The organism is Methylobacterium longum (genome assembly GCF_022179385.1).
Taxonomy (GTDB): domain Bacteria; phylum Pseudomonadota; class Alphaproteobacteria; order Rhizobiales; family Beijerinckiaceae; genus Methylobacterium; species Methylobacterium longum.
Window position 1 is genome coordinate 32,649 of record NZ_BPQS01000022.1, and the last position, 24,427, is coordinate 57,075.

At 70.6% G+C, this 24,427-nt stretch carries 20 protein-coding genes; 14 read left to right on the plus strand and 6 right to left on the minus strand.

Going from position 1 to position 24,427, the window contains the following annotated elements:
• The first annotated feature begins 73 nt into the window (after positions 1-73).
• Positions 74-391, plus strand: a complete 318-nt coding sequence (locus tag MFF58_RS18660) for a hypothetical protein (protein ID WP_238290319.1) — start codon at positions 74-76, stop codon at positions 389-391.
• Positions 392-543: 152 nt separating this feature from the next.
• Positions 544-2,655 (plus strand): ABC transporter ATP-binding protein/permease, encoded by a 2,112-nt coding sequence (locus MFF58_RS18665; protein ID WP_238290320.1) that lies wholly within the window; start codon positions 544-546, stop codon positions 2,653-2,655.
• A 308-nt stretch (positions 2,656-2,963) separates the two neighbouring features.
• Here MFF58_RS18665 and MFF58_RS18670 read toward each other — a convergent pair whose 3' ends face one another.
• Complete coding sequence (locus MFF58_RS18670; protein ID WP_238290321.1) at positions 2,964-3,305, minus strand: Hpt domain-containing protein; 342 nt, start codon at positions 3,303-3,305, stop codon at positions 2,964-2,966.
• Between the two features lie 379 nt (positions 3,306-3,684).
• On the opposite strand from MFF58_RS18670, the gene MFF58_RS18675 reads away from it, so the two are divergent.
• The 3 genes from MFF58_RS18675 to MFF58_RS18685 all read left to right on the plus strand — a co-directional run bounded on the left by MFF58_RS18675 (position 3,685) and on the right by MFF58_RS18685 (position 8,010).
• Positions 3,685-5,148, plus strand: coding sequence for a sensor histidine kinase (locus MFF58_RS18675; RefSeq protein WP_238290322.1), 1,464 nt, complete (start codon positions 3,685-3,687; stop codon positions 5,146-5,148).
• A complete protein-coding gene (locus MFF58_RS18680; RefSeq protein WP_238290323.1) occupies positions 5,133-6,536 on the plus strand; it encodes a sigma-54-dependent transcriptional regulator in 1,404 nt (467 codons plus the stop codon). Before MFF58_RS18675 ends, MFF58_RS18680 begins: the two co-directional genes overlap by 16 nt.
• Positions 6,537-6,684: 148 nt before the next feature.
• The gene (locus MFF58_RS18685; protein WP_238290324.1) at positions 6,685-8,010 is read left to right on the plus strand and encodes an MFS transporter; all 1,326 of its coding nucleotides are present in this window, start codon (positions 6,685-6,687) and stop codon (positions 8,008-8,010) included.
• A 54-nt stretch (positions 8,011-8,064) separates the two neighbouring features.
• Here MFF58_RS18685 and MFF58_RS18690 read toward each other — a convergent pair whose 3' ends face one another.
• Positions 8,065-8,277: a hypothetical protein gene (locus MFF58_RS18690; protein ID WP_238290325.1), complete on the minus strand. Its 213-nt coding sequence runs from the start codon at positions 8,275-8,277 to the stop codon at positions 8,065-8,067.
• Positions 8,278-8,447: 170 nt separating this feature from the next.
• Between MFF58_RS18690 and MFF58_RS18695 the strand changes: the two genes are divergently transcribed.
• From MFF58_RS18695 to MFF58_RS18715, 5 genes are all read left to right on the plus strand, one after another.
• Positions 8,448-9,569: a type II asparaginase gene (locus MFF58_RS18695; protein ID WP_238290326.1), complete on the plus strand. Its 1,122-nt coding sequence runs from the start codon at positions 8,448-8,450 to the stop codon at positions 9,567-9,569.
• 352 nt (positions 9,570-9,921) lie between these two features.
• Positions 9,922-11,748 (plus strand): phosphogluconate dehydratase, encoded by a 1,827-nt coding sequence (gene edd, locus MFF58_RS18700; RefSeq protein ID WP_238290327.1) that lies wholly within the window; start codon positions 9,922-9,924, stop codon positions 11,746-11,748.
• A 22-nt stretch (positions 11,749-11,770) separates the two neighbouring features.
• Positions 11,771-12,400: a bifunctional 4-hydroxy-2-oxoglutarate aldolase/2-dehydro-3-deoxy-phosphogluconate aldolase gene (gene eda, locus MFF58_RS18705; protein WP_238290328.1), complete on the plus strand. Its 630-nt coding sequence runs from the start codon at positions 11,771-11,773 to the stop codon at positions 12,398-12,400.
• Positions 12,401-12,523: 123 nt separating this feature from the next.
• Positions 12,524-14,335 (plus strand): sensor histidine kinase, encoded by a 1,812-nt coding sequence (locus MFF58_RS18710; protein ID WP_238290329.1) that lies wholly within the window; start codon positions 12,524-12,526, stop codon positions 14,333-14,335.
• A 402-nt stretch (positions 14,336-14,737) separates the two neighbouring features.
• Positions 14,738-14,935 carry a hypothetical protein gene (locus tag MFF58_RS18715; RefSeq protein ID WP_238290331.1) on the plus strand — a complete coding sequence of 66 codons (198 nt, stop codon included), beginning with the start codon at positions 14,738-14,740 and terminating at the stop codon, positions 14,933-14,935.
• A gap of 37 nt (positions 14,936-14,972) precedes the next feature.
• Here the strand turns inward: MFF58_RS18715 and MFF58_RS18720 are convergent, their stop codons facing one another.
• From MFF58_RS18720 to MFF58_RS32740, 3 genes are all read right to left on the minus strand, one after another.
• A complete protein-coding gene (locus tag MFF58_RS18720) occupies positions 14,973-15,401 on the minus strand; it encodes a hypothetical protein (RefSeq protein ID WP_238290332.1) in 429 nt (142 codons plus the stop codon).
• A 40-nt stretch (positions 15,402-15,441) separates the two neighbouring features.
• Entirely contained in the window at positions 15,442-15,774 is a 333-nt protein-coding gene (locus MFF58_RS18725) for a hypothetical protein (protein ID WP_238290333.1), read from the minus strand.
• An 816-nt stretch (positions 15,775-16,590) separates the two neighbouring features.
• Positions 16,591-17,976 carry an AraC-like ligand-binding domain-containing protein gene (locus tag MFF58_RS32740; RefSeq protein ID WP_435404753.1) on the minus strand — a complete coding sequence of 462 codons (1,386 nt, stop codon included), beginning with the start codon at positions 17,974-17,976 and terminating at the stop codon, positions 16,591-16,593.
• 278 nt (positions 17,977-18,254) lie between these two features.
• Here MFF58_RS32740 and MFF58_RS18740 point away from each other — a divergent pair, with 278 nt between their 5' ends.
• The 4 genes from MFF58_RS18740 (at position 18,255) to MFF58_RS18755 (ending at position 23,180) form a co-directional block, all read left to right on the plus strand.
• On the plus strand, positions 18,255-20,408 hold the full coding sequence (locus MFF58_RS18740) for a TonB-dependent receptor (protein ID WP_283206451.1): 2,154 nt from the start codon (positions 18,255-18,257) through the stop codon (positions 20,406-20,408).
• A 122-nt stretch (positions 20,409-20,530) separates the two neighbouring features.
• Positions 20,531-21,478 (plus strand): IS110 family RNA-guided transposase, encoded by a 948-nt coding sequence (locus MFF58_RS18745; RefSeq protein WP_238290334.1) that lies wholly within the window; start codon positions 20,531-20,533, stop codon positions 21,476-21,478.
• Between the two features lie 137 nt (positions 21,479-21,615).
• Positions 21,616-21,978 carry a hypothetical protein gene (locus MFF58_RS18750; protein WP_238290335.1) on the plus strand — a complete coding sequence of 121 codons (363 nt, stop codon included), beginning with the start codon at positions 21,616-21,618 and terminating at the stop codon, positions 21,976-21,978.
• A complete protein-coding gene (locus MFF58_RS18755) occupies positions 21,975-23,180 on the plus strand; it encodes an MFS transporter (RefSeq protein ID WP_283206452.1) in 1,206 nt (401 codons plus the stop codon). The genes MFF58_RS18750 and MFF58_RS18755 overlap by 4 nt, the downstream gene beginning before the upstream one ends.
• Here the strand turns inward: MFF58_RS18755 and MFF58_RS18760 are convergent.
• The gene (locus MFF58_RS18760) at positions 23,087-24,352 is read right to left on the minus strand and encodes an MFS transporter (protein ID WP_238290336.1); all 1,266 of its coding nucleotides are present in this window, start codon (positions 24,350-24,352) and stop codon (positions 23,087-23,089) included. The two genes, MFF58_RS18755 and MFF58_RS18760, sit on opposite strands and share 94 nt — an antisense overlap.
• Positions 24,353-24,427: the final 75 nt, after the last annotated feature.

A 24,427-nucleotide genomic window follows, 5' to 3' on the forward strand; every position in this document is an offset into this window, starting at 1 on the left:
GGCGGCCGGCTTGTGCAGGATGGCGCGATGCCCGCGGGCTTTCTTCCCGGGCGCGTGTTGGAACCCGTTCTTGATGAGGCCGCTGGTCCTCGCCCTGCTGTGCGCCCACCTTGCCGCCGTCGCGACCGGGTCGGACGCGCGTGCCCAGTCGCGGCCGCCGCGCGGTTCCTTCACCGCGCGAATGAGCTGCGCCGAGGCGATGGCCCTGGTGAAGGGGGAGGGCGACGTGGTGGTCGCCCTGGGCGGCGCACCGGAGCGCTTCGTCAGCGCACCCGGCCGCTGCTCCGGTTCGGAGATCGCCGAACTGCGCTTCGTGCCGACCCGCGACAATCCGCAATGCCCCGTCGGCTATCATTGTCGCGAGCCGGGTTTCGAGGAGTGGAACTGGTGAGACGCCGCCTGGCGTAAATCGCCGCACGGCCCGCACGTGACGAAAGTTTCACGCGACAGCGCGGGGCACGTGCCCTTATCTCGCCATCACCCGGGGCCAAGGCCGCCGGGTTGCGCCTCCTGCTGGGCGCGGACGGGACGGGGGATCGACGCGTGGCAGCACTCAGGACCGGACTGGGCATCCAGGCCGTGCTCACGGCCCTGGCCGCGCTGATCCTGCTGGCGTTTCCCGGTATCCCGAGCCCGCCGCTCTACGTCTCGCTGGCGGGCTTCGTCATGGCGGGCATCCTGATCGCCGCCAACGGCATCTCGGCCTACCTGAAGGTCTTCGTCTCGGTCTACGGCGTCGGCTACCTGCTGCTCGCGGGATCGAAGACGATCGCCGCGATGGGTCTGCTGCCGCCCGTGGTCGCAGCCCTGCTCCCGCCGGCCTTCGCGGCCACGGGGGCCGTGGTCTTCGCCGCCATCGTGCTCGGCATCTCGCGTCTCGAGCCGATCCGGGCGATCACCAACATCGCCGATCCGTACTTCGCCAATCGCGACAAGCCCACCAAGGAGATCGGCCTGTTCCGCTGGTTCGGCAGCACGGAGGGTCGGATCGGCCGCAACCTCGTGGCGCTCTCGATCTTCGTGAACTTCGCCGACGTGGCCCTGACGCTGCGGTTCAACTTCTTCTACCGGGACATTTACAACTCGCTACAGGAATACGACGCGAACGCCTTCTGGTATCAGCTCCTCTGGGTCTTCGTGCCGCTGGCCACGCTGAACATCGCCATCGGCATGTTCGACCTGTTCGTCGATTCCTCGCTGCTCATCCGCTGGCGGACGTGGCTGACCCACAGCCTGTACGAGCGCTGGCTCGGCAACGGCACGCATTACCGGATCCCGTTCACCGACGAGGAGGCGGATAACCCGGACCAGCGCATCCAGGCCGACGTCAACAGCTTCATCGTGCAGACGACGACGCTGTCGATCCGGCTGCTCAGCCAGGCCGCCCAGCTCGTCTCGTTCATCGTGATCCTCTGGACCCTGTCGCGCGACTTCGTGGTGCCCTTCACCGATGCGGTGATCCCGGGCTTCCTGGTCTGGTTGGTCATCGCCTACGCGGTGGTCGGCACGTGGCTCACCCACCTGATCGGACGGCCGCTCATCGGGCTCGACTTCCGGCAGGAGCAGGTGGAGGCGAATTTCCGGTTCGCGCTCGCCCGCAACCGGATCTACTCGGAGCAGATCGCGCTGCTGCGCGGCGAGCGCGCCGAGGCTTCGCGGCTCTCGACCCTGTTCCACAGCGTCATCGACAACTACGTCGGCATCATCTTCCGGCGCATCAAGCTGATCGCCTTCACGTTCAGCTATCGTCAGGCGAGCGTGATCTTCCCCATGGTGCTGGCGGCGCCGTCCTTCTTCGCCAAGAAGATTACCCTGGGCGCCCTCCAGCAGACCTCGCAGGCCTTCGGGCAAGTGCAGAGTTCGCTCTCGTTCTTCGTGGATTCGTACACGACGCTCGCGGCCTACAAGGCCAACACCAACCGTCTCGGATCCTTCCGCCGGGCCATGACCAAGGCCGAGGCGCTGGAGAATGCCGGCTACGGGCTGGTCCAGGGCAACGACAGCACCGGCGACGTCACCGCGCGCGGTCTGGTGCTCGCCCTGCCGGACGGGCGCCCGATCGTCACCGCCGATGCGCTGACCCTTCCGCGCGGCGGCGCGACCCTCGTCACCGGGCCCTCCGGTTCCGGCAAGTCGACCCTGTTCCGGGCGATCGCCGGGATCTGGCCGTTCGGCAAGGGCCGGATCGACGTGCCCGCCGGGCAATCGGCGCTGCTGCTGCCGCAGAGGCCCTACATCCCGCAGGGCACGCTCCGCGGCGCAGTCGTCTATCCGAACACCGTCGATCAGTTCACCGACGCGGCGATCCGGGATGCGTTGACGGCAGCTCAGCTGACCCAACTGGTGGACAAGCTGGACGAGACCGACACCTGGGAGCGGCGTCTCTCGGGCGGCGAGCAGCAGCGGCTCGCCATCGCCCGCGCCATCTTGTCGAAGCCGGAATGGCTGTTCCTCGACGAGGCCACGGCCTCCCTCGACGAACCCTCCGAGGCGGCCCTCTACCGGATGCTGCGCGAGCGGCTGCCGGGAACGACCATCGTGTCAATCGGCCACCGCTCGACGCTGGACGCGTTCCACGACCGACGCATCACGCTGGAGCCCGAGGGCGGCGTGTTCATCCCGCGGGCGCGGCGGGAGCCGCAGCCGGCGGAGTAGGCCGCACCCGGGCTGTTCGGCCGGGCCACACCAACCGCGATCCCCGCGACGGGTGCGGGGCGGGGAGCGCTCTGCGTCGGCGACAAAGGGCGCCAGCGATTCGGACGTCCATCGTCCCGTCCGTCGAGGAACCCCCGTAGGCATCCCGGGGGCTTGGCCCCTGTCCGGCCGGGAGCGTCGGCGGCGCCACGCTCACGGAAGGTGCGCTGCCCCGGCAGGGGCTGCGCTCGCAATGTTGGACGGCGTTGCGCCGACCCGAGCGGCGATGCGCAAGACCTATCCGCCGGCCACGCCTGCGTCGGCCGGACTCACACGGAGAAGGCCGCCTCAGCGCGCAGATCCTGCAAGGCCGCGACTGTCCTGTCACGCAGCGCCTTGAGGGCGATCAGCGATCCCGTCAGGTCATCGCCTGTCTTGGCGGCCTGCTCGAGCCCGCGGCAGCCCGTGGAGAACGCCGCACAGCCCAGCATTCCCGACATCGATACCAGCGTGTGCGCTTCGCGCCCGTAATCGGCCGCCGCGCGGTCCGTGCCGTCGAAGGCCGTGGCGAGACTCAGCACGAATCGGTCGAGGATGCGGACGAGCTTCTCCGTGCCGATCACGGCCGTCAGTTCGTGGAGCGCATCCTGATTCACGAGCGACTCTGACATCGTCCGTCTCCGGCTGGGGATCCGCGGGGTGATCCAGGCTAGCGCCCGCGCGACGCACCGAGACCAGGACCACCTAGCCTCACCGACACTCCCCGGGGCCAATTGCTTAACAAATCCTAATCCTCAACGCGAGATCGCAGGGAAAAGCGCGCGCTTTCCGATCTTCTCCCAAAAGCCCGGCTCGCTCGGATGGGATATCCAACGCTAGGTTCAAGTCGGGACCGAAACTGCAACTTCCGAAAACGGACCCACCACTGGAATGTCCGTGGGGCGAGTGGTCACGTCGGCCGACAACGCTTAGGACTCGCGGCTGGGCGGACAGGCATGGGCGGACAGGCATGGGCGGAGGAGCGCGCGCCGTGGCAGACCAGACGCTGCCGTGACGGCCTACTCTCTGCGCGCGCGGCTGCTCGCTCTGTGGGTGCTGCTCCTCGCCTCCGCGGCCGTGACCGCCTACCTGATGTGGGGTGTCTACAGCCAGTCGACGGACGTCCAGGTCGCTCAGACCGAAGTCGCGGTCGGCCGGGCCTGCCGCGAGATCATCGACCGCTACGCCGCCTCGGTCCGCAGCCGCGGAGGCCGCCTCGGTGAGAGCGACTTCGAGGGCCTCGTCGAGGCGGCCCTCGGCGGGGCCCCGGGCGTCGAGGGGGGGATCTGGAGCACCGCGGACGGCTCCGTCGCCTACGCCTACCCCACCTACGAGGGCACCGGCCGCAAGACCGATCTTCCGGCCGCCGAGCAGGGCACGATCGCGGCCCTCAACGCCGAGGTGCTGCGCGGCGACCACGTGGTCTCCGTCCGTCGTCCCAGCCGCACGCAGGTGCTGCTGCTCCAGGGTTGTCCGCTGCGCGGTCCGGAGGCGGGCCTGACCGCCTGGACGATGGGACGCGCCCACGTCAACGACGGTCCGACCTATAAGCGCTTCGTGGCAGGCCTCGGTTTCCTGGCCGTGACGGTTCTGGGGTCGGCGGCCTTCCTCGGCTGGTTCCTCTACGGCTTCTCCGGTCGGATCGCCCGGCTCGAAGCCGCCCTCGCGGCGCCGCGCCCTGATGGGGAGGATCTGCCCCGCCTGGAGCGGACAGGCGAGCGGGAACTCGACCGTCTGGTCGAAGCCCTCAACGCCGCGGGGGGACGGCTGCGGGACGCGCGCACGCGGGCCGTGGCCGCCGAGCGGCTCGCCGCGGTCGGACGGCTCGCGGCCAGCATCGCCCACGAGATCCGCAACCCGATCGCCGCGATGCGGCTCAAGGCCGAGAACGCCCTCGTCAGCGGCGACCCGAATCGCGCCGCGACCGCTCTCGAAGCCGTCCTCGGCCAGATCGCCCGGGTCGACACGTTGCTGCGCGACCTTCTCAACCTGACCCAGGCGCGCCCGCTCAACCGGATGCCGACCGCACTGGCGCCGCTGCTCGTGGAATGCGCGCGGCTGCAGGAGGACTTCGCCCGCGCCCGCTCGGTGCGGGTCGAGATCGAGGCCGATGGGCTGCCCGGGTCGGACCTACCGCAGATCGACCCGGCGCAGGTCGCCCGCGCCCTGGACAACCTGCTGCTGAACGCGCTCCAGCACACGCCGCCGGGCGGACGGGTGCGTCTCCGCGCCGAGCGGGTCACGGTCGACGGCGGCGTGCGCCTGCATCTGCGCGTCGACGATACCGGCCCCGGGATCGAGCCCGCGATCCGCGCCAGCCTGTTCGAGCCCTTCGTCACGGCCAGGCCGGACGGGACCGGGCTGGGGCTGGCCATCGTCCGCGAGATCGCGCTGGCGCATCGCGGCGCGGTCGGGCTGGTCGAGGGCGCGGCCGAGACTACCTTCCTGCTGGACCTGCCATGGCGACCATCCTGATCGTCGACGACGACCGGGCCCTGCGCGAGGGGCTCGCCGAGACCGTGGCCGACCTCGGACACACGCCGCTGCCGGCGGCGTCGGGCTCGGAGGCCCTGGCGCGGCTGGGCGACACCGCCGTCGCGGCGGTGCTGCTCGACCTGCGGATGCCCGGCGACCTCGACGGCATGGCCACGCTGGCGCGGATCTGTGCCCTGCCGGACCCGCCGCCCGTGACCGTGCTGACCGCCTTCGCGAGCCCCGCCAACACGATCGAGGCGATGCGGCTCGGTGCGCACGATCACCTGACCAAGCCGATCGGCCGCGCCGACCTCGCGGCCGTGCTCGACGCGATGCTGAGATCGGTGTCGGCGGAGGCGATCGTCCCGGCGGCGCAGTCCGGTCATCCGGGACTCGTCGGCTCCAGCGAGGGGATGCGGCGCGTCCAGAAGACCATCGGCCTCGTGGCCGACACCGCTTCCACCGTCCTCATCCAGGGTGAAACCGGCACCGGCAAAGAGGAGGTGGCGCGCGCCCTCCACGCCTTCGGCCAGCGGCGAACGCGGCCGTTCATCCCGGTCAATTGCGCGGCGATCCCGGGCGACCGGCTGGAGAGCGAACTGTTCGGGCACCTCCGGGGAGCGTTCCCCGGCGCGACCGCGGACCGGGCCGGCGCTTTCCATCAGGCCGAGGGCGGCACGTTGTTCTTGGACGAGATCGGCGACATGCCGGCCGGCATGCAGGCCAAGATCCTCCGTGTCCTCGAGGATTGCGTCGTGACGCCCCTCGGCGGCCGGTCGGGACGCGTCGCGGTCCGCCTCGTGGCCGCCACGCATCGGGATCTGCCGGCCCTGGTGGCCGAGGGCCGGTTCCGCGCCGACCTATATTACCGCCTCGCGGTCGTACCGATAAGCCTGCCGCCCCTGCGCGAGCGCCTCGCCGACATCGTCCCCTTTGCCGAGCACTTCCTCGCCCCCTCGGGCAAGCGCCTGAGCGGGGGCGCGGCCTCCCGCCTGCTCGCCTATGACTGGCCGGGGAACGTCCGCGAGTTGCGCAACGTCGTGGAGCGGGCGGCCGTGCTGGTGCGCGGGGGCGTGATCGCGGGCGGCGACCTCGACCTGCCGGCGTCCCGGACGGACCGGCGCACCGAGGATGGGCATGCCCAGGACTGGTTGGCCGGCGACCTGCCCGGCGCCGTGGCCCGCCTGGAGCGGACCATGATCGTCAGGGCTCTCCGCGAGACGGAGGGCAACCGGGCACGGGCCGCGCGCCGCTTGGGCATCCAGCGGCAGCTCCTCTACGCGAAGATCGAGCGCTACGGCCTCGGCGTACCGGATGCCGAGATGTCGGGAGAGCCGACATCCGATGTCGCAAATCCCGACGCTTCGGAGGAAACCGAACGGGGTTAAGGCCTTCCTCGCGAAGAGTTTTGAAGCGGTTCCGGCTCCCGGCGGGGCCGGGCGGGAACCGAACGCGCAGGCCCGCGTCAAGCCCCGGATGTGACCGCGCGGCCCGAGTCGGGGCCGCGCCGTGTGTCGATCGGGGGATCGCGGCAGGATGGACAGGATCGAGACAGGCGCGCGGTCGCGCGCCGACGGAACCGGATCGCCCTCCGCGAAGGCCCTGCGCGGCCTCGACGCGCTGAACTTCTTCCTCGCCGACGTGCGCGACGGTCTCGGGCCCTACCTCGCCATCTACCTGATCGCCGTGCGCGGTCCGGACGAGGGCTGGAACGAGGCCACCACCGGCCTCGTGATGACCATCGCGGGCATCCTCGGTCTCGTGGCGCAGACGCCCGCCGGCGCGCTCATCGACGCCACCAACCACAAGCGCGCCGTAGTGATTGGCGGCGCCATCGCGGTGACGGTGAGCTGCCTCGTCCTGCCGTTCATCGCCAACTTCTACCTCGTGACGGCGACCCAATCGATCGCCCACGTCGCCGGCACGATCTTCCCCCCGGCGCTGGCCGCGATCACGCTGGGCCTCGTCGGCCCGAAGATGTTCGCCAAGCGGATCGGCCGCAACGAGGGCTTCAACCACGCGGGTAACGCCGTCTCGGCCGCGGTGGCGGGCGGGCTGGCCTACTTCTTCGGCCCGGTCGTGGTGTTCTGGCTCATGGGCGTCCTGGCGGCCCTGTCGATCGGCGCCATGCTGATGGTGCCGGCGGACGCCATCGACGACGACCTCGCCCGCGGCATGACCGAGGACGAGGCGCAGACACAGGAGAAGCCCTCGGGCCTCGCAACCCTGCTGCAGAACCGGGCGCTGCTGCTCTTCGCCGTGCTGTGCGCGATCTTCCACCTCGCCAACGCCGCGATGCTGACCTCCGTGGGCCAGCTCCTGACGCACCTCTCGGGCAAGGACCACGCGACCTCGCTGATCGCCGTCTGCATCGTGGCCGCGCAGTGCGTGATGGTGCCGGTGGCGATCTTCGTGGGCGCCAAGGCCGACGTGATCGGACGCAAGCCGATCTTCCTGGCAGCCTTCGGAGTGCTGGCCCTGCGCGGCGTGCTCTACACCCTGTCGGACAACCCGTTCTGGCTGGTCGGCGTCCAACTCCTCGACGGGATCGGGGCCGGCGTCTACGGCGCGCTGTTTCCGATCGTGGTGGCCGACCTCACCCGCGGCGGCGGCCGCTTCAACGCCGCCCAGGGTGCGGTCGCCACCGCGCAGGGCGTCGGCGCATCGCTCAGCGCGACGCTCGCCGGCGTGATCATCGTCTCCGCCGGCTACGCGACCGCCTTCCTGGCCCTGGCGGCGATCGCCGCTCTCGGCTTCGTCCTCTATCTCGCTCTGATGCCCGAGACCCGCGGCGCGACCGCAGCCGGCAGCGAACCGGAGGGCGGGGCCGGGGTGCCGCCGGCGGTACCGGCCGGCGCCTGACCCACGGGTTTCCGGCCGGGCTCTCGGCGGCGGGCTGCCCGCGCGGGCAGCCCGCTACGGGACGACGGCCAGCGCCGGACCTCTCTGCGCCGCGGCGGTCCCCTCCGGCGGCGCCTTGCGGGAGACGTAGTACAGGTCGATGGCGCGCCAGAACGCGCCCTGCTCTTCCGTCGAGCGGCGAGCCAGGGATTTCTCGAGGATCGACATCGCGGCCCGTGCGGGCTCGCTCCGCTCGAGTTCCTCGAGCAGGCCGGCGAGATGCAGCATGGGGTCTACCTCCGAGCGGACAGCAACCCTTCATAACGCCCGAGCCGGCGTAACGATCCGCCGCGCGGCGCGCGTCGGCGCCCCGCATGATCCTTGCCTCATGCGGGGGGGCGGCTACCATCGCCGCGTCGAGTCGGACTCGCACACCCGTCAACCATCGAGGATCACCGATGTTCTCAAGCCGAAGCGACGCGGCTCTCGCCACACGCGGAATGGTCTTCGCGCTGGTCCTCACCGGCGGGCTCGGGCCTCTCTCGCTCCAGGCCCGCGAGATGCCGCAGGCCGATGCGGCCGCGGCGACGAAGAAGCCGAACGTCGTGATCCTCGCCACCGGCGGCACGATCGCGGGTGCGGGCGCCGACGCCGCCAACAGCGCCACCTACACGGCCGCCAAGGTGCCGGTGGACAAGCTGATCGCCGCCGTGCCGCAGGTCAGCACGATCGCCAACGTCCGCGGCGAGCAGGTCTTCCAGATCGCCTCGGAGAGCTTCACGGACGCGCAGCTCGTCCAGCTCGGCAAGCGCGTCTCCCAGCTCCTGAAGCAGGACGACGTCGACGGCGTGGTCATCACCCACGGCACCGACACGCTGGAGGAGACGTCCTTCTTCCTCGACCTCGTCGTGAAGAGCGACAAGCCGATCGTGGTGGTCGGCTCGATGCGGCCCGGCACGGCGATCTCGGCCGACGGCGCCCTCAACCTGCTGGACGCCGTGACGGTGGCGGCCAGCAAGGAGGCGATCGGTCAGGGCGTGACCGTGACGATGAACGACACCATCCAGTCGGGTCGCGACGTCACCAAGCGGACGAACGTCGTCCCGAGTGCCTTCTTCAGCCAGTGGGGGCCCCTCGGGATGGTGATCGAGGGCAAGACCTACTTCTTCCGCGCCCTGTCCAAGCGCCACAACACGAGCTCGGAATTCGACATCGACCAGATCGACAGCCTGCCGCTCGTGGGCATCGTCTACGGCTCGGGCACCATGATCCCCGGCGTCTACGACGCCGAGGTCCAGGCCGGCGCCAAGGCGATCGTCAACGCCGGCACCGGCAACGGCTCGGTGGCGGGCTACCTCGTGGACACGCTCAAGGACATCCGCTCCAAGGGCACGCTGGTGATCCGCTCCTCGCGGGTGCCGGACGGCCTCGTCCTGCGCAATGCCGAGCAGCCCGACGACAAGTACGACTGGGTGGTCGCCCACGATCTGAACCCTGCCAAGGCCAAGATCCTGGCGGCGGTGGCGCTGACGAAGACGAGCGACACCAAGGAGCTGCAGCGCATCTTCTGGGAGTATTGAGGGCCCGGCCGCTCGGGATCCGGCGGGTCCGGATATCCCGAGCGCGACCTCATCCCGACGCGCGGATGCGAAGCGGCCGCCGCGAAGGAGTCCTCCAGGGATCGCGCCCGCTCTGGAGCCCGCCTTCGAGGTCCGCGGATGCGGGCACCTCGGGATGAGCGGTGCGGTTGGGGTTCCCTTCTGCGCCCGTCGCTGCCGTGCGACCGTTCACGCAATCCCCCCCGCACGCGTCAGCCGGGTTACATCCCACGGCGCATTCCCTAGATACCGGTCGCCGACGCAGCCGCCTGGGCCTTGCCCGAATTCCGGCATCAGCCTTGCGCCCGTCGGCACCGAGCCTGGAGGAACGAGCATGACCGAGCTTCATCCCGAGGTCGCGGCGGTCACCGAGCGCGTCGTGGCGCGCTCCCGCGGGACCCGGCGGGCTTATCTCGACCTGATCGCCCGCGAGCGCGAGGCGGGGGTCCGGCGCGGGAAGCTCGCCTGCGGCAACCTCGCCCACGGCTTCGCGGCCTCTGGCGAGGACAAGGCGGCGATCCGCGACGAGCGGACGGTGATGAACATCGGCATCGTCACCGCCTACAACGACATGCTCTCGGCCCATCAGCCCTACGGGCGCTATCCGGACCAGATCAAGCTGTTCGCCCGGGAGCGCGGCGCCACCGCACAGGTCGCGGGCGGCACGCCGGCCATGTGCGACGGGGTCACCCAGGGTCAGACCGGCATGGAGCTGTCGCTGTTCTCCCGGGACACGATCGCCCTCTCCGCCGCGGTGGGCCTGAGCCACGGCATGTTCGACGGCGCGGCGCTGCTCGGCATCTGCGACAAGATCGTGCCGGGCCTCCTGATCGGCGCCCTGCGCTTCGGCCACCTGCCGACGATCCTGATCCCCGCCGGGCCGATGCCCTCCGGCCTCGCCAACAAGGAGAAGCAGCGGATCCGCCAGCTCTACGCCGAGGGCAAGGTCGGCCGCGCGGAACTGCTCGAATCCGAATCGGCCTCCTACCATGCGGCCGGGACCTGCACGTTCTACGGCACCGCCAACTCGAACCAGATGATGATGGACATGATGGGCCTGCACATGCCCGGCGCGTCCTTCATCAATCCCGGCACCAAGCTGCGGCAGGCCGTGACCCGCGCGGCGATCCACCGGCTGACCGAGATCGGCTGCGCCGGCAACGACTACCGGCCGCTCGGCCTATGCGTCGACGAGAAGGCGATCGTGAACGCCGCCGTGGGCCTGCTGGCCACCGGCGGCTCGACCAACCACGCGATTCACCTGCCGGCGATCGCCCGGGCCGCCGGCATCGTGATCGACTGGGAGGACATCGACCGGCTCTCCAGCGCCGTGCCGCTGATCGCCCGCGTCTACCCGAACGGCGCCGGCGACGTGAACCACTTCCACGCCGCGGGCGGCATGAGCTTCGTGATGGCCGCGCTGCTCGATGCCGGGATGCTGCACGACGACATCCTGACCGTGGCGGGCCAGTCGCTGCGCGACCATGCCCGCGATCCGAAGCTCGTCGGCGAGGAGCTGGTCTTCGAGGACGCGGTGGCGGAGAGTCTGGACGACACGATGCTCCGCCGCCCCGCCGCCCCGTTCCAGCCGGACGGCGGCATGCGGCTGGTGAAGGGCAATCTCGGCCGGGCGACGTTCAAGACCAGCGCGGTCGAGGAGCAGCGCCGGACCATCGAGGCGCCGGCCCGGGTGTTCTCGGATCAGGACGAGGTGCTCAAGGCCTTCAAGGCCGGCGAGCTGGAGCGGGACGTCGTGGTGGTGGTCCGGTTCCAGGGCCCGAAGGCCAACGGCATGCCCGAGCTGCACAAGCTCACCCCGCCGCTCGGCGTGCTGCAGGACCGCGGCCACAAGGTCGCGCTGGTGACGGACGGGCGGATGTCGGGGGCGTCCGGCAAGGTCCCGGCCGCGATCCACCTGAGCCCCGAGGCGCTGGGCGGCGGCCCGATCGCGCGGATCCGCGACGGCGACATCGTGCGGCTCAGCGCGGCCGACGGCCTGCTGGAGGTGCTGGTCGACGCCGCCGAGCTGGCCGCTCGGCCGGAGGCCGAGGCGCCGGGGCCGGCGCAGGGCACCGGGCGGGAATTGTTCGCGTTCATGCGCCAGGGGGCCGACACGGCGGAGCGGGGCGCCTCGGCGATGCTCGCCGCCGCCGGCCTCTGAAACCGGACAGGAGTTGGAGACCATGAACGATCTGACCAGCATCGACGCGCTGATGCGCTCCGTGCCCGTCATTCCGGTCCTGGTGATCGACGACGTGGCCCAGGCCCGGCCCATCGCCGAGGCCCTGGTGAAGGGCGGGCTCACCGCCCTGGAGGTCACCCTGCGCACGCCGGCCGCCCTTGAGGTCATCCGGGAGATGACCCGGGTCGAGGGCGCGGTGGTGGGCGCCGGGACGGTGCTCAACTCGCAGGACCTCGACAGGGCGCTCGCGGCGGGGGCCGAGTTCATCGTCTCGCCGGGCCTGACGGCGCCGCTGACCGACGCCGCCAGGGCCAACGGCGTGCCCTACCTGCCGGGCGTCGCCACGGCCGCCGACATCATGCGCGGCCTCGACCACGGCCTCGACCGGTTCAAGTTCTTCCCGGCCGAGGCCGCGGGCGGGATCAAGGCGCTGAAGGCGCACGCGGCGGTGTTCGGCGCGGTGCGGTTCTGCCCCACCGGCGGGATCACCGAGGCGACCGCGCCGGACTGGCTGGCGATCCCGTCCGTGCTCTGCGTCGGCGGCAGCTGGGTGGTGAAGCCCGGCACCCCCGACCCGGCAGCGATCGAGCGGGCGGCGCGGGCCGCCGCCGGCCTGCGGAAGGCGGCGTAACGCTGCGGAGGGCTGCCGGCCTCGCGAGGAGGCACGCCCGAACCGGGTGGATCGAGGCACCGGCGTTGCCGCAGCGCCCACGAGCCGACATGGTGGTCCTCACGCAGGTGCGGTGGAGTCTTCGTGTCGGCATGGCCACAGGGCGGCGGCGAGATGGCCGAGCGCATCCGCCACCACGATTGGCAGCGCACGCCCCTCGGGCCGATCGCCCGGTGGTCGCAGCGACTGACGCTGATGGTCGAGCAGGTGCTGGCCAATCCGCTGGTCGCGAGCCTCGTATGCGGCCCGGAGCGGATCCTCCTCTACAACGACGCCGCCGCGAAACTCTACGGCGATCGGCACCCCCAAGCGCTGGGCCGTCCGCTCGCCGCGACCTTCCCGGAGGGCTGGGCCACGGTGGCGCCCTTCTACGAGCGGGCCTTCGCCGGCGAGTCCGTGCCGGTGGCCGGGCAGCCCCTGGATACCCGGGGGGAGGGGGAGGCGACCGAGGTCTTCGACGCCCTCCTCATCCCCGTGCGCGAGGCGGGCGGACAGGTCGCTTACGTCCACATGAGCGGGAGCGATTTCAGGGCGCGCGCGGTCTCGGAGACGCTGCTGCGCGCGAGCGAGGCCCGGTACCGCCACCTGTTCAATGCGATCGACGAGGGCTTCTGCACCATCGAGGTGCTGTTCGATGATGCCGCGCGTCCGGTCGACTACCGTATCCTGTCCGTGAACACGGCCTTCGAGCAGCAGACCGGTCTCAAGGATGTGGTGGGTAGAACCGCCCGGGCGCTGGCCCCCGATCTGGAGCCGCACTGGTTCGAGACCTACGGGCGGATCGCCCGCACCGGCAGAGCCGAACGCTTCGAGGACCGCGCCGACGCGCTCGGGCGCTGGTACGATGTCTACGCCTTTCCGGTCGGGACGACCGCGCAGGGGCAGGTGGCGGTTCTCTTCAAGGACGTCCTGCCGCGCAAGCGCGCCGAGGAGCTGCTGCGCGCCAGCGAGGAGCGGTTCCGCGGCCTAGTCGAGGGGTTCGGCCAGTTCAGCTGGGAAGCCTCGGCCGACGGCACCACCGAGGTCGACAGTCCGGGATGGCGCGCCTTCACCGGGCAGCATCGGGACGCTTGGCTGGGGCGCGGCTGGGTCGCGGCCATCCATCCGGACGACCGAGACGCCACCGAGCGGATGTGGAAGGCCGCGGTCTCGACCGGGAGCGTCGTCGATCACGAATACCGTCTCTGGCATGCTCCGAGTGCGTCGTGGCGGTGGTCGAACGTCCGCGCGGTGCCGATCACGAATCCGGATGGATCGATCCGGAAATGGTCGGGGGTCAACATCGACGTCACGGACCGCCACAGGCTGCTGGCGCGGCAGGAGGTGCTGGTCAACGAACTCCAGCATCGCGCGCGCAACCTCCTCGGCGTTGTCGCCGCGGTGGCGAACAGGACGCTGGGTCGGGGCGGTCCGATTGAGGCCTTCGAGGAGCGGCTGCAGGCGCTCAGCCGGGCTCAGGGACTGCTCAGCCAGTTCGGCAGCGATACCGTCGAGGTCGGCGCCCTGGTGCGAGCCGAGCTCGCCGCGCATGCCGATGCCGGGTCCGGGCGCGTCGACGTCGCCGGGCCGGAGATCCACCTCACAGCCCGGCAGGTCCAGAACTTCGCGCTGGCGCTGCACGAGCTGGCCACGAACGCCGTCAAGTACGGGGCGCTGCGCGCGGGCTGCGGGCACCTCGCCGTGACCTGGACGGTGGTGCCCGGCTGCCGCGAGCGCCGTCGGTTGGCGCTGAGCTGGGTGGAGAGCGGCGTCGCCATCGACCCGGGGGCAATCACCCGCCGCGGCTACGGTACGGAGCTGATCCAGGAGGCGCTGGCCTACGCGCTGCAGGCGGAGGTCGATTACGCCCTGGACGCGGACGGCGTACGCTGCCGGATCGAATTGCCGGTGTCGTGACCGGCGCCCGCGGAGCCCTGCTTCGCCCGCCACGCTGCCGCGGCCGTCGAGCACGCGCGGAGCGACCGATCGGGTGCCACACTGGACGCGACACCGGACGCCGCGACGGCCGAACGATCCGGCGGCGCGGTCAGTTGTCGGCCGGATCCGGACCGATCATCCCGAGTAACGCGTCGCCGAAGCGCCTGGGGGCAGGTGGCTCGAGGATGCTCATATGGATCGACATCAGCAGCAGGAGCTTCTCGGACTGCAAATCGGAAGCACCGCCGTCGCCGGTAGCGCGCTCCGGCGACGCGTAGACAAGGCGGACGGCTCCGTGCGCTGTCCTCCCGAGCCGCGGGCGGGACCCACCCCGACGCCTCGGGACAGCCCCTGCGTTCGCACGGCATCCGGATGGACATCATGGAGATCCGTGACGGCGGTGACCGCTCCGTGCTCGGCACGCCGCTCGTGACGGGAAAACCGCTGGAGCGTGTGGCCAACCTGGCCATCGCGCTCAAGCAGGCGCTCACCGACGACAGGCCGGTGGAGACGCGCGCCGCCGCCGATCGTCTGCTGTTCGACTTGGGCCGCACCCTCGTCCGGATTGAGGCGCCCTGAGCGGCGGCCACGCCGAAGGTCGCCGGGGCGCGCCGTGCTAGTTGATCAGGCAGAACCCGGTCCCGTCTGACCCCACCCGGCCGACCGTTCGCTCGGGCGCGCAGGGCGGCCGAAGCACCCGGGCTTCCTGCATCGGATGAAGCCCCGGAAGTTCGGAGCGGGCAGGCTGCGCGACCCGCTCTCCGGCCGGAGACGTCTCGGCGGACCAGGCCGGCACGACCGCGCCCGCGGCAGCAGCCGACGCGACCCGCCCGGGGGTGACGACCAGCGCCGACCCAGAGCCCGGCATGCCCGCCCGCGGCTCGATGCGCGTCTCGCGCGACGGATTCGGTACGGCCGGCCGATAGGTCGCGTGCGTGCGCCCGGAGAACAGCCGCCCGAATCCTCGGCCGGCCCGCGCCTCCGCGGCTTGACTGCCGACGACCAGCATCAGCGTCGTTGCTCCGGCCACCATCCAGGTCCGCATGGCTCGCTCCTCGCAGCGCGGTGATAATGCCGGAGGCGCGTTACCAATCACTGTGAGTATTGTATTGAAATCGAAAGATCGGCCCGTCGGAACAAGCGGTCCGTGCCGAACCTGCAGCTCGGGCCGCCCGGGCCAGCCGCTTTCGATCCAGGTCCGGGCCGTGCAGGCCCTGGAGGTCGGGGACATCGCGGGCGCCATGGAATGAGAAGACCTGCCGCTCGCCCGCGCGGACGATGTCCCGCGGCGCATCGCGCGGACGGATCCGCGCCGGCAGCGTCTCGACGGCCCGGCGCTCCGCGTTCGACACGATGGCGCTGCTCACCTGTTTGCCGGTGAGCATGGCGGCGGGATGTGCATCGGGGGTTGGCGGCATGTCGATCCACCTTGCCGTGCAAGTGGAAGCGCTGATCTCTCCCGGCCAACCGCCGCTGTGTCGAACCGGACCATAATGGTGCGCAATCGAAAACGCCTTGTGTGCGCAGTTGCGTTGCGGACCAGGCGCCGAAGTAGAACGAGACCGAATCGGGCGCTTGATAATCTTCGCCTCTGTGAGCCGGGCCGGATAATTCGGGCGTTCTCCGTTTGGATGATCTCACAGGAGGAGCGGAGGCCGTTTCCCGAATACATGGCGTCGGGTGCGCTGCAGGCCCCATCAAGGCCGCCGCCGGCTGTCGGTTCGATCCGAGGACTCTGGATCGACCGGCCCCATCATCCACAGGTCGGCGAAGGCGGCGCTGTTGGAACCAGCCGCGATGCGATAAATTAACCTAGGTGCAAAATGCGTTTGGGGGCGTCCGCATGGGCTTCACGTTTGTGACGGGTCAGGACGACCACGTCCTGGAAGATGCGGTTCGTCGCGGGGTTGCCGACGGGTTGGCGCGCATGCTGGGCGTACCCAAGCATCCGGACAGCGTCCAAGCGATGCTGGACAGCGACGCGCGAGCCCGGGAGGAGAGCGTCAACGTTCCCGTGCAAGCGACCGCAGGCACGGTCCGAACCACCCGGTAAACCGCAGGCTATCCGGCACCACCGCAGTAAGCCCCCCGTCAGGACCTCTGCCGCGGTGAAGATCTTCAAATTGACAACGGCATAGTCGCGCCGCAGCCGCGGGTGGGCATCGGCGTGCGGCAGCCCGTTCGGCCGCATCCCCGTTGAACGCGGGTGGGCTCATCATCGGACGAGCGGTCGCTCACGTGCGTCCCAGCTCCGACGTCTGGCATCGTCGTCGGTCTTGAGCGTCCGCCCGTAGTGAGAGGCGCGTGATCCGCAAACCCATCCCGTGAGAACCTGCCGACGCGCAGGATGAGGGTGTGGGGTCGAGGTCCGCCCCTTCGGACCCGACGCAGCCGGACCGTTCGAGGTCGATCAGGCGCTCGGGGCCGCCCGCGGTCATGGCGCGCGTAGAGCGGGTCCCTCCGCTTCGGTCGCGTTCGCGAGCGGCCCATCGGGCAAAGCCATGACCGGATGGTGCTGGCGGTACCATCCTGAGGGGGGAGCCTCCACGCCTGAGGCCCATCTTCGGCACAAGACGACGCGGAGCCCGACCGAAACCCGCTCCCTCGCTCACGCGCTCCGCGCGTCGGAACCCGCGGTTGCGTCCGCAATGGCGGCCTGAAGCCGACCTGCCTGCTCCGGCGACCGCCGAACCTGCGAGGGCGTGAGCCCGAAGCGCCTGCGGAAGGTTCGGTTGAAGTACGACAGGTCGCCGAAGCCGACATCGAAGGCGATGCCCCCCGACCGGCCGCGGGTCCGCGCCATCCGTCAGGCGCTGCATCGCCCGATCGAGGCGGCGGGCGAGGACGAAGCCCGAGAAGGTCTCGCCTTCTGCCTGGAACATCGCCTGGATCTGCCGGCTCGAGATCCGCTGGGCCTGCGCGACGGTGTCCAGGCTCAGGTCCGGGCTGCCGAGGCGCTGCTCGACCTCGGCCTTGAGCGCCTGGATCCGCTGATCGCGCCGCTTCGGGGCCGGCGCGTCTGCCTGAAGGTCGGGTTCGCGCACGATGAGGGCGAGGAGCTGGGTCAGGTGCTGGCGCACCAGCTCCGCCAGCGCGGGCGTGGCGGCGGGAATCAGCCCACGCAGCAGGCCCGCGGCGTAGGCGGTCAAGGTCTGCAGGCCCGGATGGTCCCGCTCGACCCGCCTGAGAAAGCCGGCATCGAGGCCGGCGAGGGGCTCCGAAAGCCGGGTGCGATCGAGCGCCAGGACGTCGATCCGCTCGACGCCCGTCGCGGCGAACACGGCGCCCCGGCTCGCTGCCACGAGCAGCGCGTCGCGCGAGCAGCAGGCGAGCGTGCGCCCGCCCTGTGTCACCTGAAGACGTCCGGCCGCCGGCCGCACCAGGAGCAGGCGCTCCACCAGGGCATCGTCGCTCCAAATTCGGGCGGGCCCGAACACGGAGGCTATGCCCAGATCGGGGATCAGGCGGATCGCGGTCCGGCCGCGGAACGGGACCGCATCCGCCCCCTCGATCGCCCGCGGGAGCCCGCCCCCGACGGGCCCGATCGCCGTGGCGACGAGCGGCGCGCCCTTCGACGCCTTCGAGGCCGTGGTCCTGGCCGGATCTGTCCGCTTCGTCATCGCACACCCAATGCAGCCGGATCCTGCGCAGCAGTCCGCACCCATGCTCGCCCGAGTCCAAGCGCACGGCGTGTCATCATGCTAGAGGCTCAAGATGATGTCGAGAGTTCCGGCTGTTTAGACTTCTGGCAACGGGCTGATAGCCGAGCGATCCTCTCATTGGACGAATTTTAATCTGCGCTCTTCGCCGATCGCGTGTCTTTTGTACACGGGTATCGACCTTGCGCGGCGGCAACGAGACGCCCCGACGAGGGCGTACAGGGATGGGTCTGAGGGTCATGAGGAATGTCGGTCTCGTCGCGATCCTCAGTGCGGGGACGATCCTGGCCGGGCCGGCCCGGGGCCAGATCGCCGCCCCGACGGTCGCCCTGGACGAGATCTCGGTCACCGCCACCCGCGCCCCGCGGCGGCTCGAGGACGTGCCGCAGAGCGTCCAGGTCGTCGACCGCGACCAGATCCGCCAGCAGCTCGCCCTGACGTCGAGCCCCTCGGCCGTGCTGTCCAAGCTGGTGCCGGGATTCTCGGCGCCGAACGGCACCATCTCCAGCGCCTCCGAGAGCTTTCGCGGCCGCAACCTCCTGGTCCTGATCGACGGCGTTCCGGTGAACACGCCGCTGCGGGACGTCTCGCGCATCCTCAACCTGATCGACCTCAATTCCGTGGAGCGGATCGAGGTGGTCGCGGGCGCCTCAAGCCTCTACAGCGCGGGCGCCACGGGCGGCACGGTCAACTTCATCACCCGCCGTCCCACCGACGGGAAGCCCATCGTCACCGTCAACACCGCGCTGCGGACCTTCACGGCCGATCCCGTCCACGGTCTCGCGCCGGAAACCTCGATCAGCGTGACCGGCAAGGTGCCGGACGGCGTCGATTACGCCTTCACCGGGTCGGGCCGCTTCGCCGCCCGCAGCTACGACGGCAAGGGCCGGGAGATGCCCTCCGACGGGCAGCTCGGCCAGGGCGGCGGCGACCGCTTCCAGCTTGGGAACATCAATCTGCGCCTGGGCCACGACCTCGATCTCGGCAAGCGCCTCGAATTCGGCCTCACCCAGATCCTGCTCAACCAGGATCCGCGCTATCTCACGGATTACAGCGGATCCTACGCGCGGCCGAACTACGCGCGGTCCTATCCGGGCCTGCCGGTGGCCGAGGACACGCGGTCGCTTTACCTGCGCTACACCGACCGGGACACGCCGCTCGGGTCCCTGTCGCTGCTCGGCTTCTTCAACGACATCAACAAGCGCTTCAACTATACGGAATTCGCCTATCCGGCGAACCCCTTCGTCACATACTCGTTCACGCCCGCCGCGCCGACGAGCCCCGCCAACCAATCCGCCCTCGCGACCGAGCGCGGCGGCATCAATCTCACCCTCGACACGGATCTGAGCGTCCTCCTGCCCGGGATGAAGCTGACCTGGGGCACGGACGTGATCTCGGAATCCACGCGCCAGCGATCCCGCGACGGCGCGGACGTGTTCACGCCGCTCCAGCAGAACAGCTATGCCGGCTTCGCTCTTCTGCAGCTGCCCGTGGGGGAGCGGCTGACCCTGCGGGCCGGCCTGCGCTACGAGCATTTCGACCTCGACGTGGCGGGCTACACGCGGCCGACCACCTTCGCGGCGACCGCCGCCCGCAATGCCCTCGGCTACTCCACCTTCGTGCTGCCGGCGCTCGCCGTCACGGGCGGCCGCTTCGCCTACGCGGCCCCGACCTTCAACGCCGGCGCGACCTTCAACCTCCTGCCCGGCATCGATCTCTACGGCGGCTTCAGCCAGGGCTACGCGCTCGCCGATATCGGCGCCTTCACGCGGCGGGCCGGCCTGTCGCTCGCCTATGCCTGCCCGGTGACGCGGCCGTTCTGCCTGCCCGCGGGGACCGCCGTGGCGTATGCCAGCATCGCCCCGCAGGCGCAGATCGTGAACTCCTACGATTTCGGCCTCCGCGGCCGTGCGGGGATCTTCTCGGGCTCGCTGGGCGGGTTCGTGTCGACCTCGGACGAGGGCACGACCTTCGACCCGCTGACCAGCCGGCTGAGCCAGCAGAAGGAGATGATCTACGGCGTCGAGTTCACCGGCAACGCGCAGGTGAGCGAGCAGCTCAGCCTCGGCGCCGTGCTCGGCTATCGTGAGGGCCGCTACGATACCAACCGGGACGGGCGCCTCGACAGCGATCTGCCCAACAACCGCATCGGCGCGCCCTTCCGCGCCACCCTGTCGGGGACGTACCTGTTCGAGAACGGCGTGTCGTTCCGCCTCGAGGGCGAGGGTTTCAGCGGGCGCAACGCCCGCATCGACCTGGTCGGCACCCGCTACCGCCTGAAGGACGCCTTCACGGTGAACGCCGCCGTCGGCGCGCCGGTGGCCGGCGGCGAACTCTACGCCTTGTATCTTGAAGTTGCCCGCTGGCGCGAAGCCAGCGAGGCTACATGGTGAGGGTCAGCCCGCGTTCGCCTTGGGCTTGTAAGCCCGTGACAGAGCAAGGTGCGGCCCTCACCCCGACAGTCCCAAACCCGGACAGCCGCTCGGGCCCGAGCCCGCATTTGCAAGGTAGGGTCATGGACGAACAACGCACCATCTTCGTCGGCATCGACGTGTCCAAGGACCGTCTCGACGTTCACCTCAGACCCTCGGGCGAGGCCTTCCATGTCGCTCGGGACACCAAGGGGCTGGAGGTTCTCGCGCGCCGCTTTGGTAGCCTTCCAGTTGCCCTTGTCGTCCTGGAAGCCACGGGCGGCTTCGAGGCGAGTGTCGCTGCAGCGCTTGCAGTGGCCGGACTGCCGCTCTGCATCGTGAACCCACGCCAGATCCGCGACTTCGCCAGAGCCATGGGCCGGTTGGCGAAGACCGACACGCTCGACGCTGAGGTGATCGCCCTCTTCGCCGAACGCATCAGACCACCTGCCAGGCCCCTGCCGGAACCGGAGAGAAGCCACTTCGCCGAACTCGTGAGCCGGCGCCGCCAGATCATCGGGATGATCAACATGGAGACCAACCGCCGCGATCAAGCCGTGGACAAGCAGCTGATCCGGAGGCTCAATCGGCACATCACCTTCCTGGAGAGAGAGCTCTCGGAACTCGACGGTGACATTGGTCAAGCCATCAAGGCCTCTCCGGTCTGGTGCGAGACCGAGGCGTTGCTCAAGTCCGTTCCCGGGGTCGGCGACGTCACCGCGCGCACGCTTCTGGCTCAGCTGCCTGAACTCGGCACCATCGGACGCCACCAGCTTGCCGCTCTCGTCGGCATCGCTCCGATCAACCGCGATTCTGGCCTGATGCGCGGCCGGCGATCCATCGCGGGTGGGCGAACATCTGTACGGGGCGTGCTGTACATGGCAGCGCTGACCACCATCCGCCGAGGCTCTCCGTTCCGGCCCTTCTACGAGCGACTCACGCTTCGTGGCCGACCGAGGAAGGTTGCTCTCGTGGCAGTGATGCGAAAACTCCTCGTCACGCTCAATGCCATCGTCCGCAACCGCACGCCATGGCAATCGGTCATGGCTTGATCTTCAACACAGCCGCTCCGTCGACAACCTCTTCGACGCCACCTTCTGGAACCCGACCGCGACATCGGTGCGCAACCTGACCGTCTACGGGCTCGGGCGCACGGTCACGGTCGGCTACCGCAGGACGTTCTGAGCCGATGGTCGCCGTGGAAGAGACGGACGACCTCGTCGTCCTGCGCTATCTCGGGCCGCCGCAGGCCGGCGACGAGGCCGCCTATCTCGACGCCCTGGAGCGGATCGGCGCGCATGCCGGACCCTTCGCGCTGATCTTGGTGCTCGGCGGCGTCGGCAAGCTTTCGGCCGCCGGGGAACGCGCCCAGGCCCTGTGGTTCAAGCGCACCCGCGCCGACCTCGACCGGCGCTGCAGCGGCCTCGTCATCGTGCGGCCCGGCTTCACGGAGGGCGGGGCGGAGGTGTTCCGCCGGCTCTGGCGCTTCCCGATCCGGATCGCCCCCAACGAGGCCTCCGCCCGCGCGGCGGTGCGGGACTTTCCCACGTGATCGCCGCCCGGTCCGAGCGGTATCGGCTCTTCGCCGTGCTCGCCGCGCTCTACATGGCGCAGGCGATTCCCTCCTACCTGATCGCGGCCGCGCTCCCGCCGATCCTGCGCGAGGCCGGCGTCTCGCGCGCCGCGATCGGCTATCTGAGCCTGCTGTTCCTGCCGCTCGTGCTGAAGTTTCTCTGGGCGCCGGTGGTCGACCGGGTGCGGCCCTTCGCGCGGGCACACCGGGCGGGCTGGGTGATCGTCACTCAGATCGGCGTCATCGGCTGCATCCTGGCGATGCTGCCGCTCGGACCCACCGACGTCGCCGCCCTCATCGGCGTCGGCTTCGTCGCCGCCCTGCTGATCTCGACGCAGGACATCGCGACCGACGGCTACGCCGTGATGCGGCTGCGGCCCGAGGACCGCGGCATCGGCAACGCCATCCAGGGCGGCTCGGTCGCCCTGGGCGTGGTCGTCGGCGGGACGCTGAGCCTCGTCCTCTACCATCATGCCGGCTGGCGCGTGATGCTGCTCACCGCCGCCGCCTTCTCGCTGCCGCCGCTGGCCGCCGCCGCGTACATGCGGGAAGGCGACCCCGCGTCCGACCGGCGGGCGCCGCGTCCGTCCATCCGCGCCTTCCTGCGGCGGCCGGAGGTGCGCACCATCCTGTGGGTCGCTCTCACCTACCGGGTCAGCGAAGGCCTCGTGAAGGCCATGGAGGGGTCCTACCTCGTCGATGCCGGCGTGCCCCTCGACCGAATCGGCTACCTGTCGGGCTTCTCGGCGGCGACCGCGGGGCTCGCCGGGTCGGGCGTCGCCGCCCTGCTGGTGCGCCGCTGCGGCACCGCCGCCACCCTCGGCCTTCTCGGGGTGCTGCGGACCCTGTGCTTCGCCCTGTTCGCGGCCCATGCCCTCGGTGTCGTGGTCGGCCTGTGGCCGCTCTTCGGCGCGACCGGATTTCAGACGCTGATCCGCTACATGGAGATCGTTGCGCTCTACAGCCTGTTCATGGCGGTTTCGTCGACCGACCAGCCCGGCACCGACTTCACGATCCTCGCCTGCGCGCAGCTCGTCGTCTACCTCGTCGGCTCGCTGATCTCGGGCAAGCTCGCCGACCTCCTGGGCTACGGCGCCCTGTTCGGTCTCGCCACGCTGCTCTCGGGCGCCGCCACGGTGGCGACCGTGCGGCTGCTCGGCCGCAATCCCGGGCCGACCTGATGGCTCGGCCGGTGCCCGAGCCGCGCGGCCGCGGGGATCAGCGCGAGGCCCAGGGCCGCGCAGAGCCAGGGCGGCAGGTCGGGTGCGATGCGGAAGGCCGCGCCGCCGCTCAGGGCTCCGATCCCCTGGCCCAGCACGTGCGCGCTCGCCAGCCAACCCGCGGCCGCGGCCTGGGACGCCTCCGGCACCCGGGCCACGAGGGCGGCGGTGTAGGTCGGCGTCGCGAGGGCGATGCAGGCGCCCGCCAGGACCGCGCCGAGCACCGCGAGCCACGGCGCCTGAGAAAGCGCGATCAGGCTGGAGCCCGCTGCGAACCCGGCGAGGCCCAGGCACAGGTTGCGCCCGAGGTCCCGGCCGAGACGCGGCACCACGAGGAGCTGCATCAGGATCATCGCGACCGCGATCAGGGCGAAGGTCACCCCGGCGAGCCCCGCGGCTGCTTCGGCGCCGAGGCCGAAGCGGCGCTGCAGGAACAGGCCGAGCACGATCTGGATCTGTCCGAGGCCGATCGTGAGCGCGAAGCCGATCGCCAGGAACGGCCCCGCCGCGCGCAGGAAGTTCCGCCCCGCCCCGCCCCGGGCCGACCGGGGTCCGCCGGGGAGGTCCGGCGCGGCGAGCAAGAGGAGCGGGCTCGCCGCGAGGGCGAGGAGCGGCGCGACTGCGCCGAAGAGGCCGGCCGCCGTGACCAGCGAGCCGATTATGCGGCCGACCGAGAGGCCGGCGCCGAGCCGCCCGAGGGCTGCGGGACGCAGCGCCTCCGGCACGCCGCGCACCAGCGCGGCCTGGGCGTGCGGCATCACCCCGGCCGCTCCCGCGCCGTAGGCGATCCGCGCGCCCGCGAGGAGGGCCAGCGCCGCGGCCGCGGAGAGCCCGGGCAGAACCAGCGCGAGACCGAACAGGCCGTGACCCAGCACCATCAGCGCCGCGAGGGCTCCGAAGAGGCGGCGGAGGCGCCACGCACCGCCGTGATGCCCCCAGGCCGGCGCGCAAAGCAGGAACACCAGCGACCCGAGCAGGGCTATGCCTCCGATCGTGGCCGGGTCGAGCCCGGTGCGCGCGGCGGTCACCGGTACCAGCGCGAGGACGGCCGACTGACCGAAGCCCACGGCCGCGGCGGCCAGCGAGAACCGCGCCGCCGCGCGCCCGGACGCGCAGATGGAGTCTGGAGCCATGGGAGCCTCGTCGACGAACGGTTTTCTATCGCATCGATTCCCGATCTCGCAAGATGATTTTCTTAGTTTTGAAAT

Coding starts and splice junctions, on each gene's coding strand:
- MFF58_RS18660 (WP_238290319.1), top strand. CDS start 74: ATGAGGCCGCTGGTCCTCGCCCTGCTGTGCGCCCACCTTGCCGCCGTC.
- MFF58_RS18670 (WP_238290321.1), bottom strand. CDS start 3,305: ATGTCAGAGTCGCTCGTGAATCAGGATGCGCTCCACGAACTGACGGCC.
- MFF58_RS18680 (WP_238290323.1), top strand. CDS start 5,133: ATGGCGACCATCCTGATCGTCGACGACGACCGGGCCCTGCGCGAGGGG.
- MFF58_RS18685 (WP_238290324.1), top strand. CDS start 6,685: ATGGACAGGATCGAGACAGGCGCGCGGTCGCGCGCCGACGGAACCGGA.
- MFF58_RS18690 (WP_238290325.1), bottom strand. CDS start 8,277: ATGCTGCATCTCGCCGGCCTGCTCGAGGAACTCGAGCGGAGCGAGCCC.
- MFF58_RS18695 (WP_238290326.1), top strand. CDS start 8,448: ATGTTCTCAAGCCGAAGCGACGCGGCTCTCGCCACACGCGGAATGGTC.
- edd (WP_238290327.1), top strand. CDS start 9,922: ATGACCGAGCTTCATCCCGAGGTCGCGGCGGTCACCGAGCGCGTCGTG.
- eda (WP_238290328.1), top strand. CDS start 11,771: ATGAACGATCTGACCAGCATCGACGCGCTGATGCGCTCCGTGCCCGTC.
- MFF58_RS18715 (WP_238290331.1), top strand. CDS start 14,738: ATGGAGATCCGTGACGGCGGTGACCGCTCCGTGCTCGGCACGCCGCTC.
- MFF58_RS18720 (WP_238290332.1), bottom strand. CDS start 15,401: ATGCGGACCTGGATGGTGGCCGGAGCAACGACGCTGATGCTGGTCGTC.
- MFF58_RS18725 (WP_238290333.1), bottom strand. CDS start 15,774: ATGCCGCCAACCCCCGATGCACATCCCGCCGCCATGCTCACCGGCAAA.
- MFF58_RS32740 (WP_435404753.1), bottom strand. CDS start 17,976: ATGACGAAGCGGACAGATCCGGCCAGGACCACGGCCTCGAAGGCGTCG.
- MFF58_RS18740 (WP_283206451.1), top strand. CDS start 18,255: ATGAGGAATGTCGGTCTCGTCGCGATCCTCAGTGCGGGGACGATCCTG.
- MFF58_RS18745 (WP_238290334.1), top strand. CDS start 20,531: ATGGACGAACAACGCACCATCTTCGTCGGCATCGACGTGTCCAAGGAC.
- MFF58_RS18750 (WP_238290335.1), top strand. CDS start 21,616: ATGGTCGCCGTGGAAGAGACGGACGACCTCGTCGTCCTGCGCTATCTC.
- MFF58_RS18760 (WP_238290336.1), bottom strand. CDS start 24,352: ATGGCTCCAGACTCCATCTGCGCGTCCGGGCGCGCGGCGGCGCGGTTC.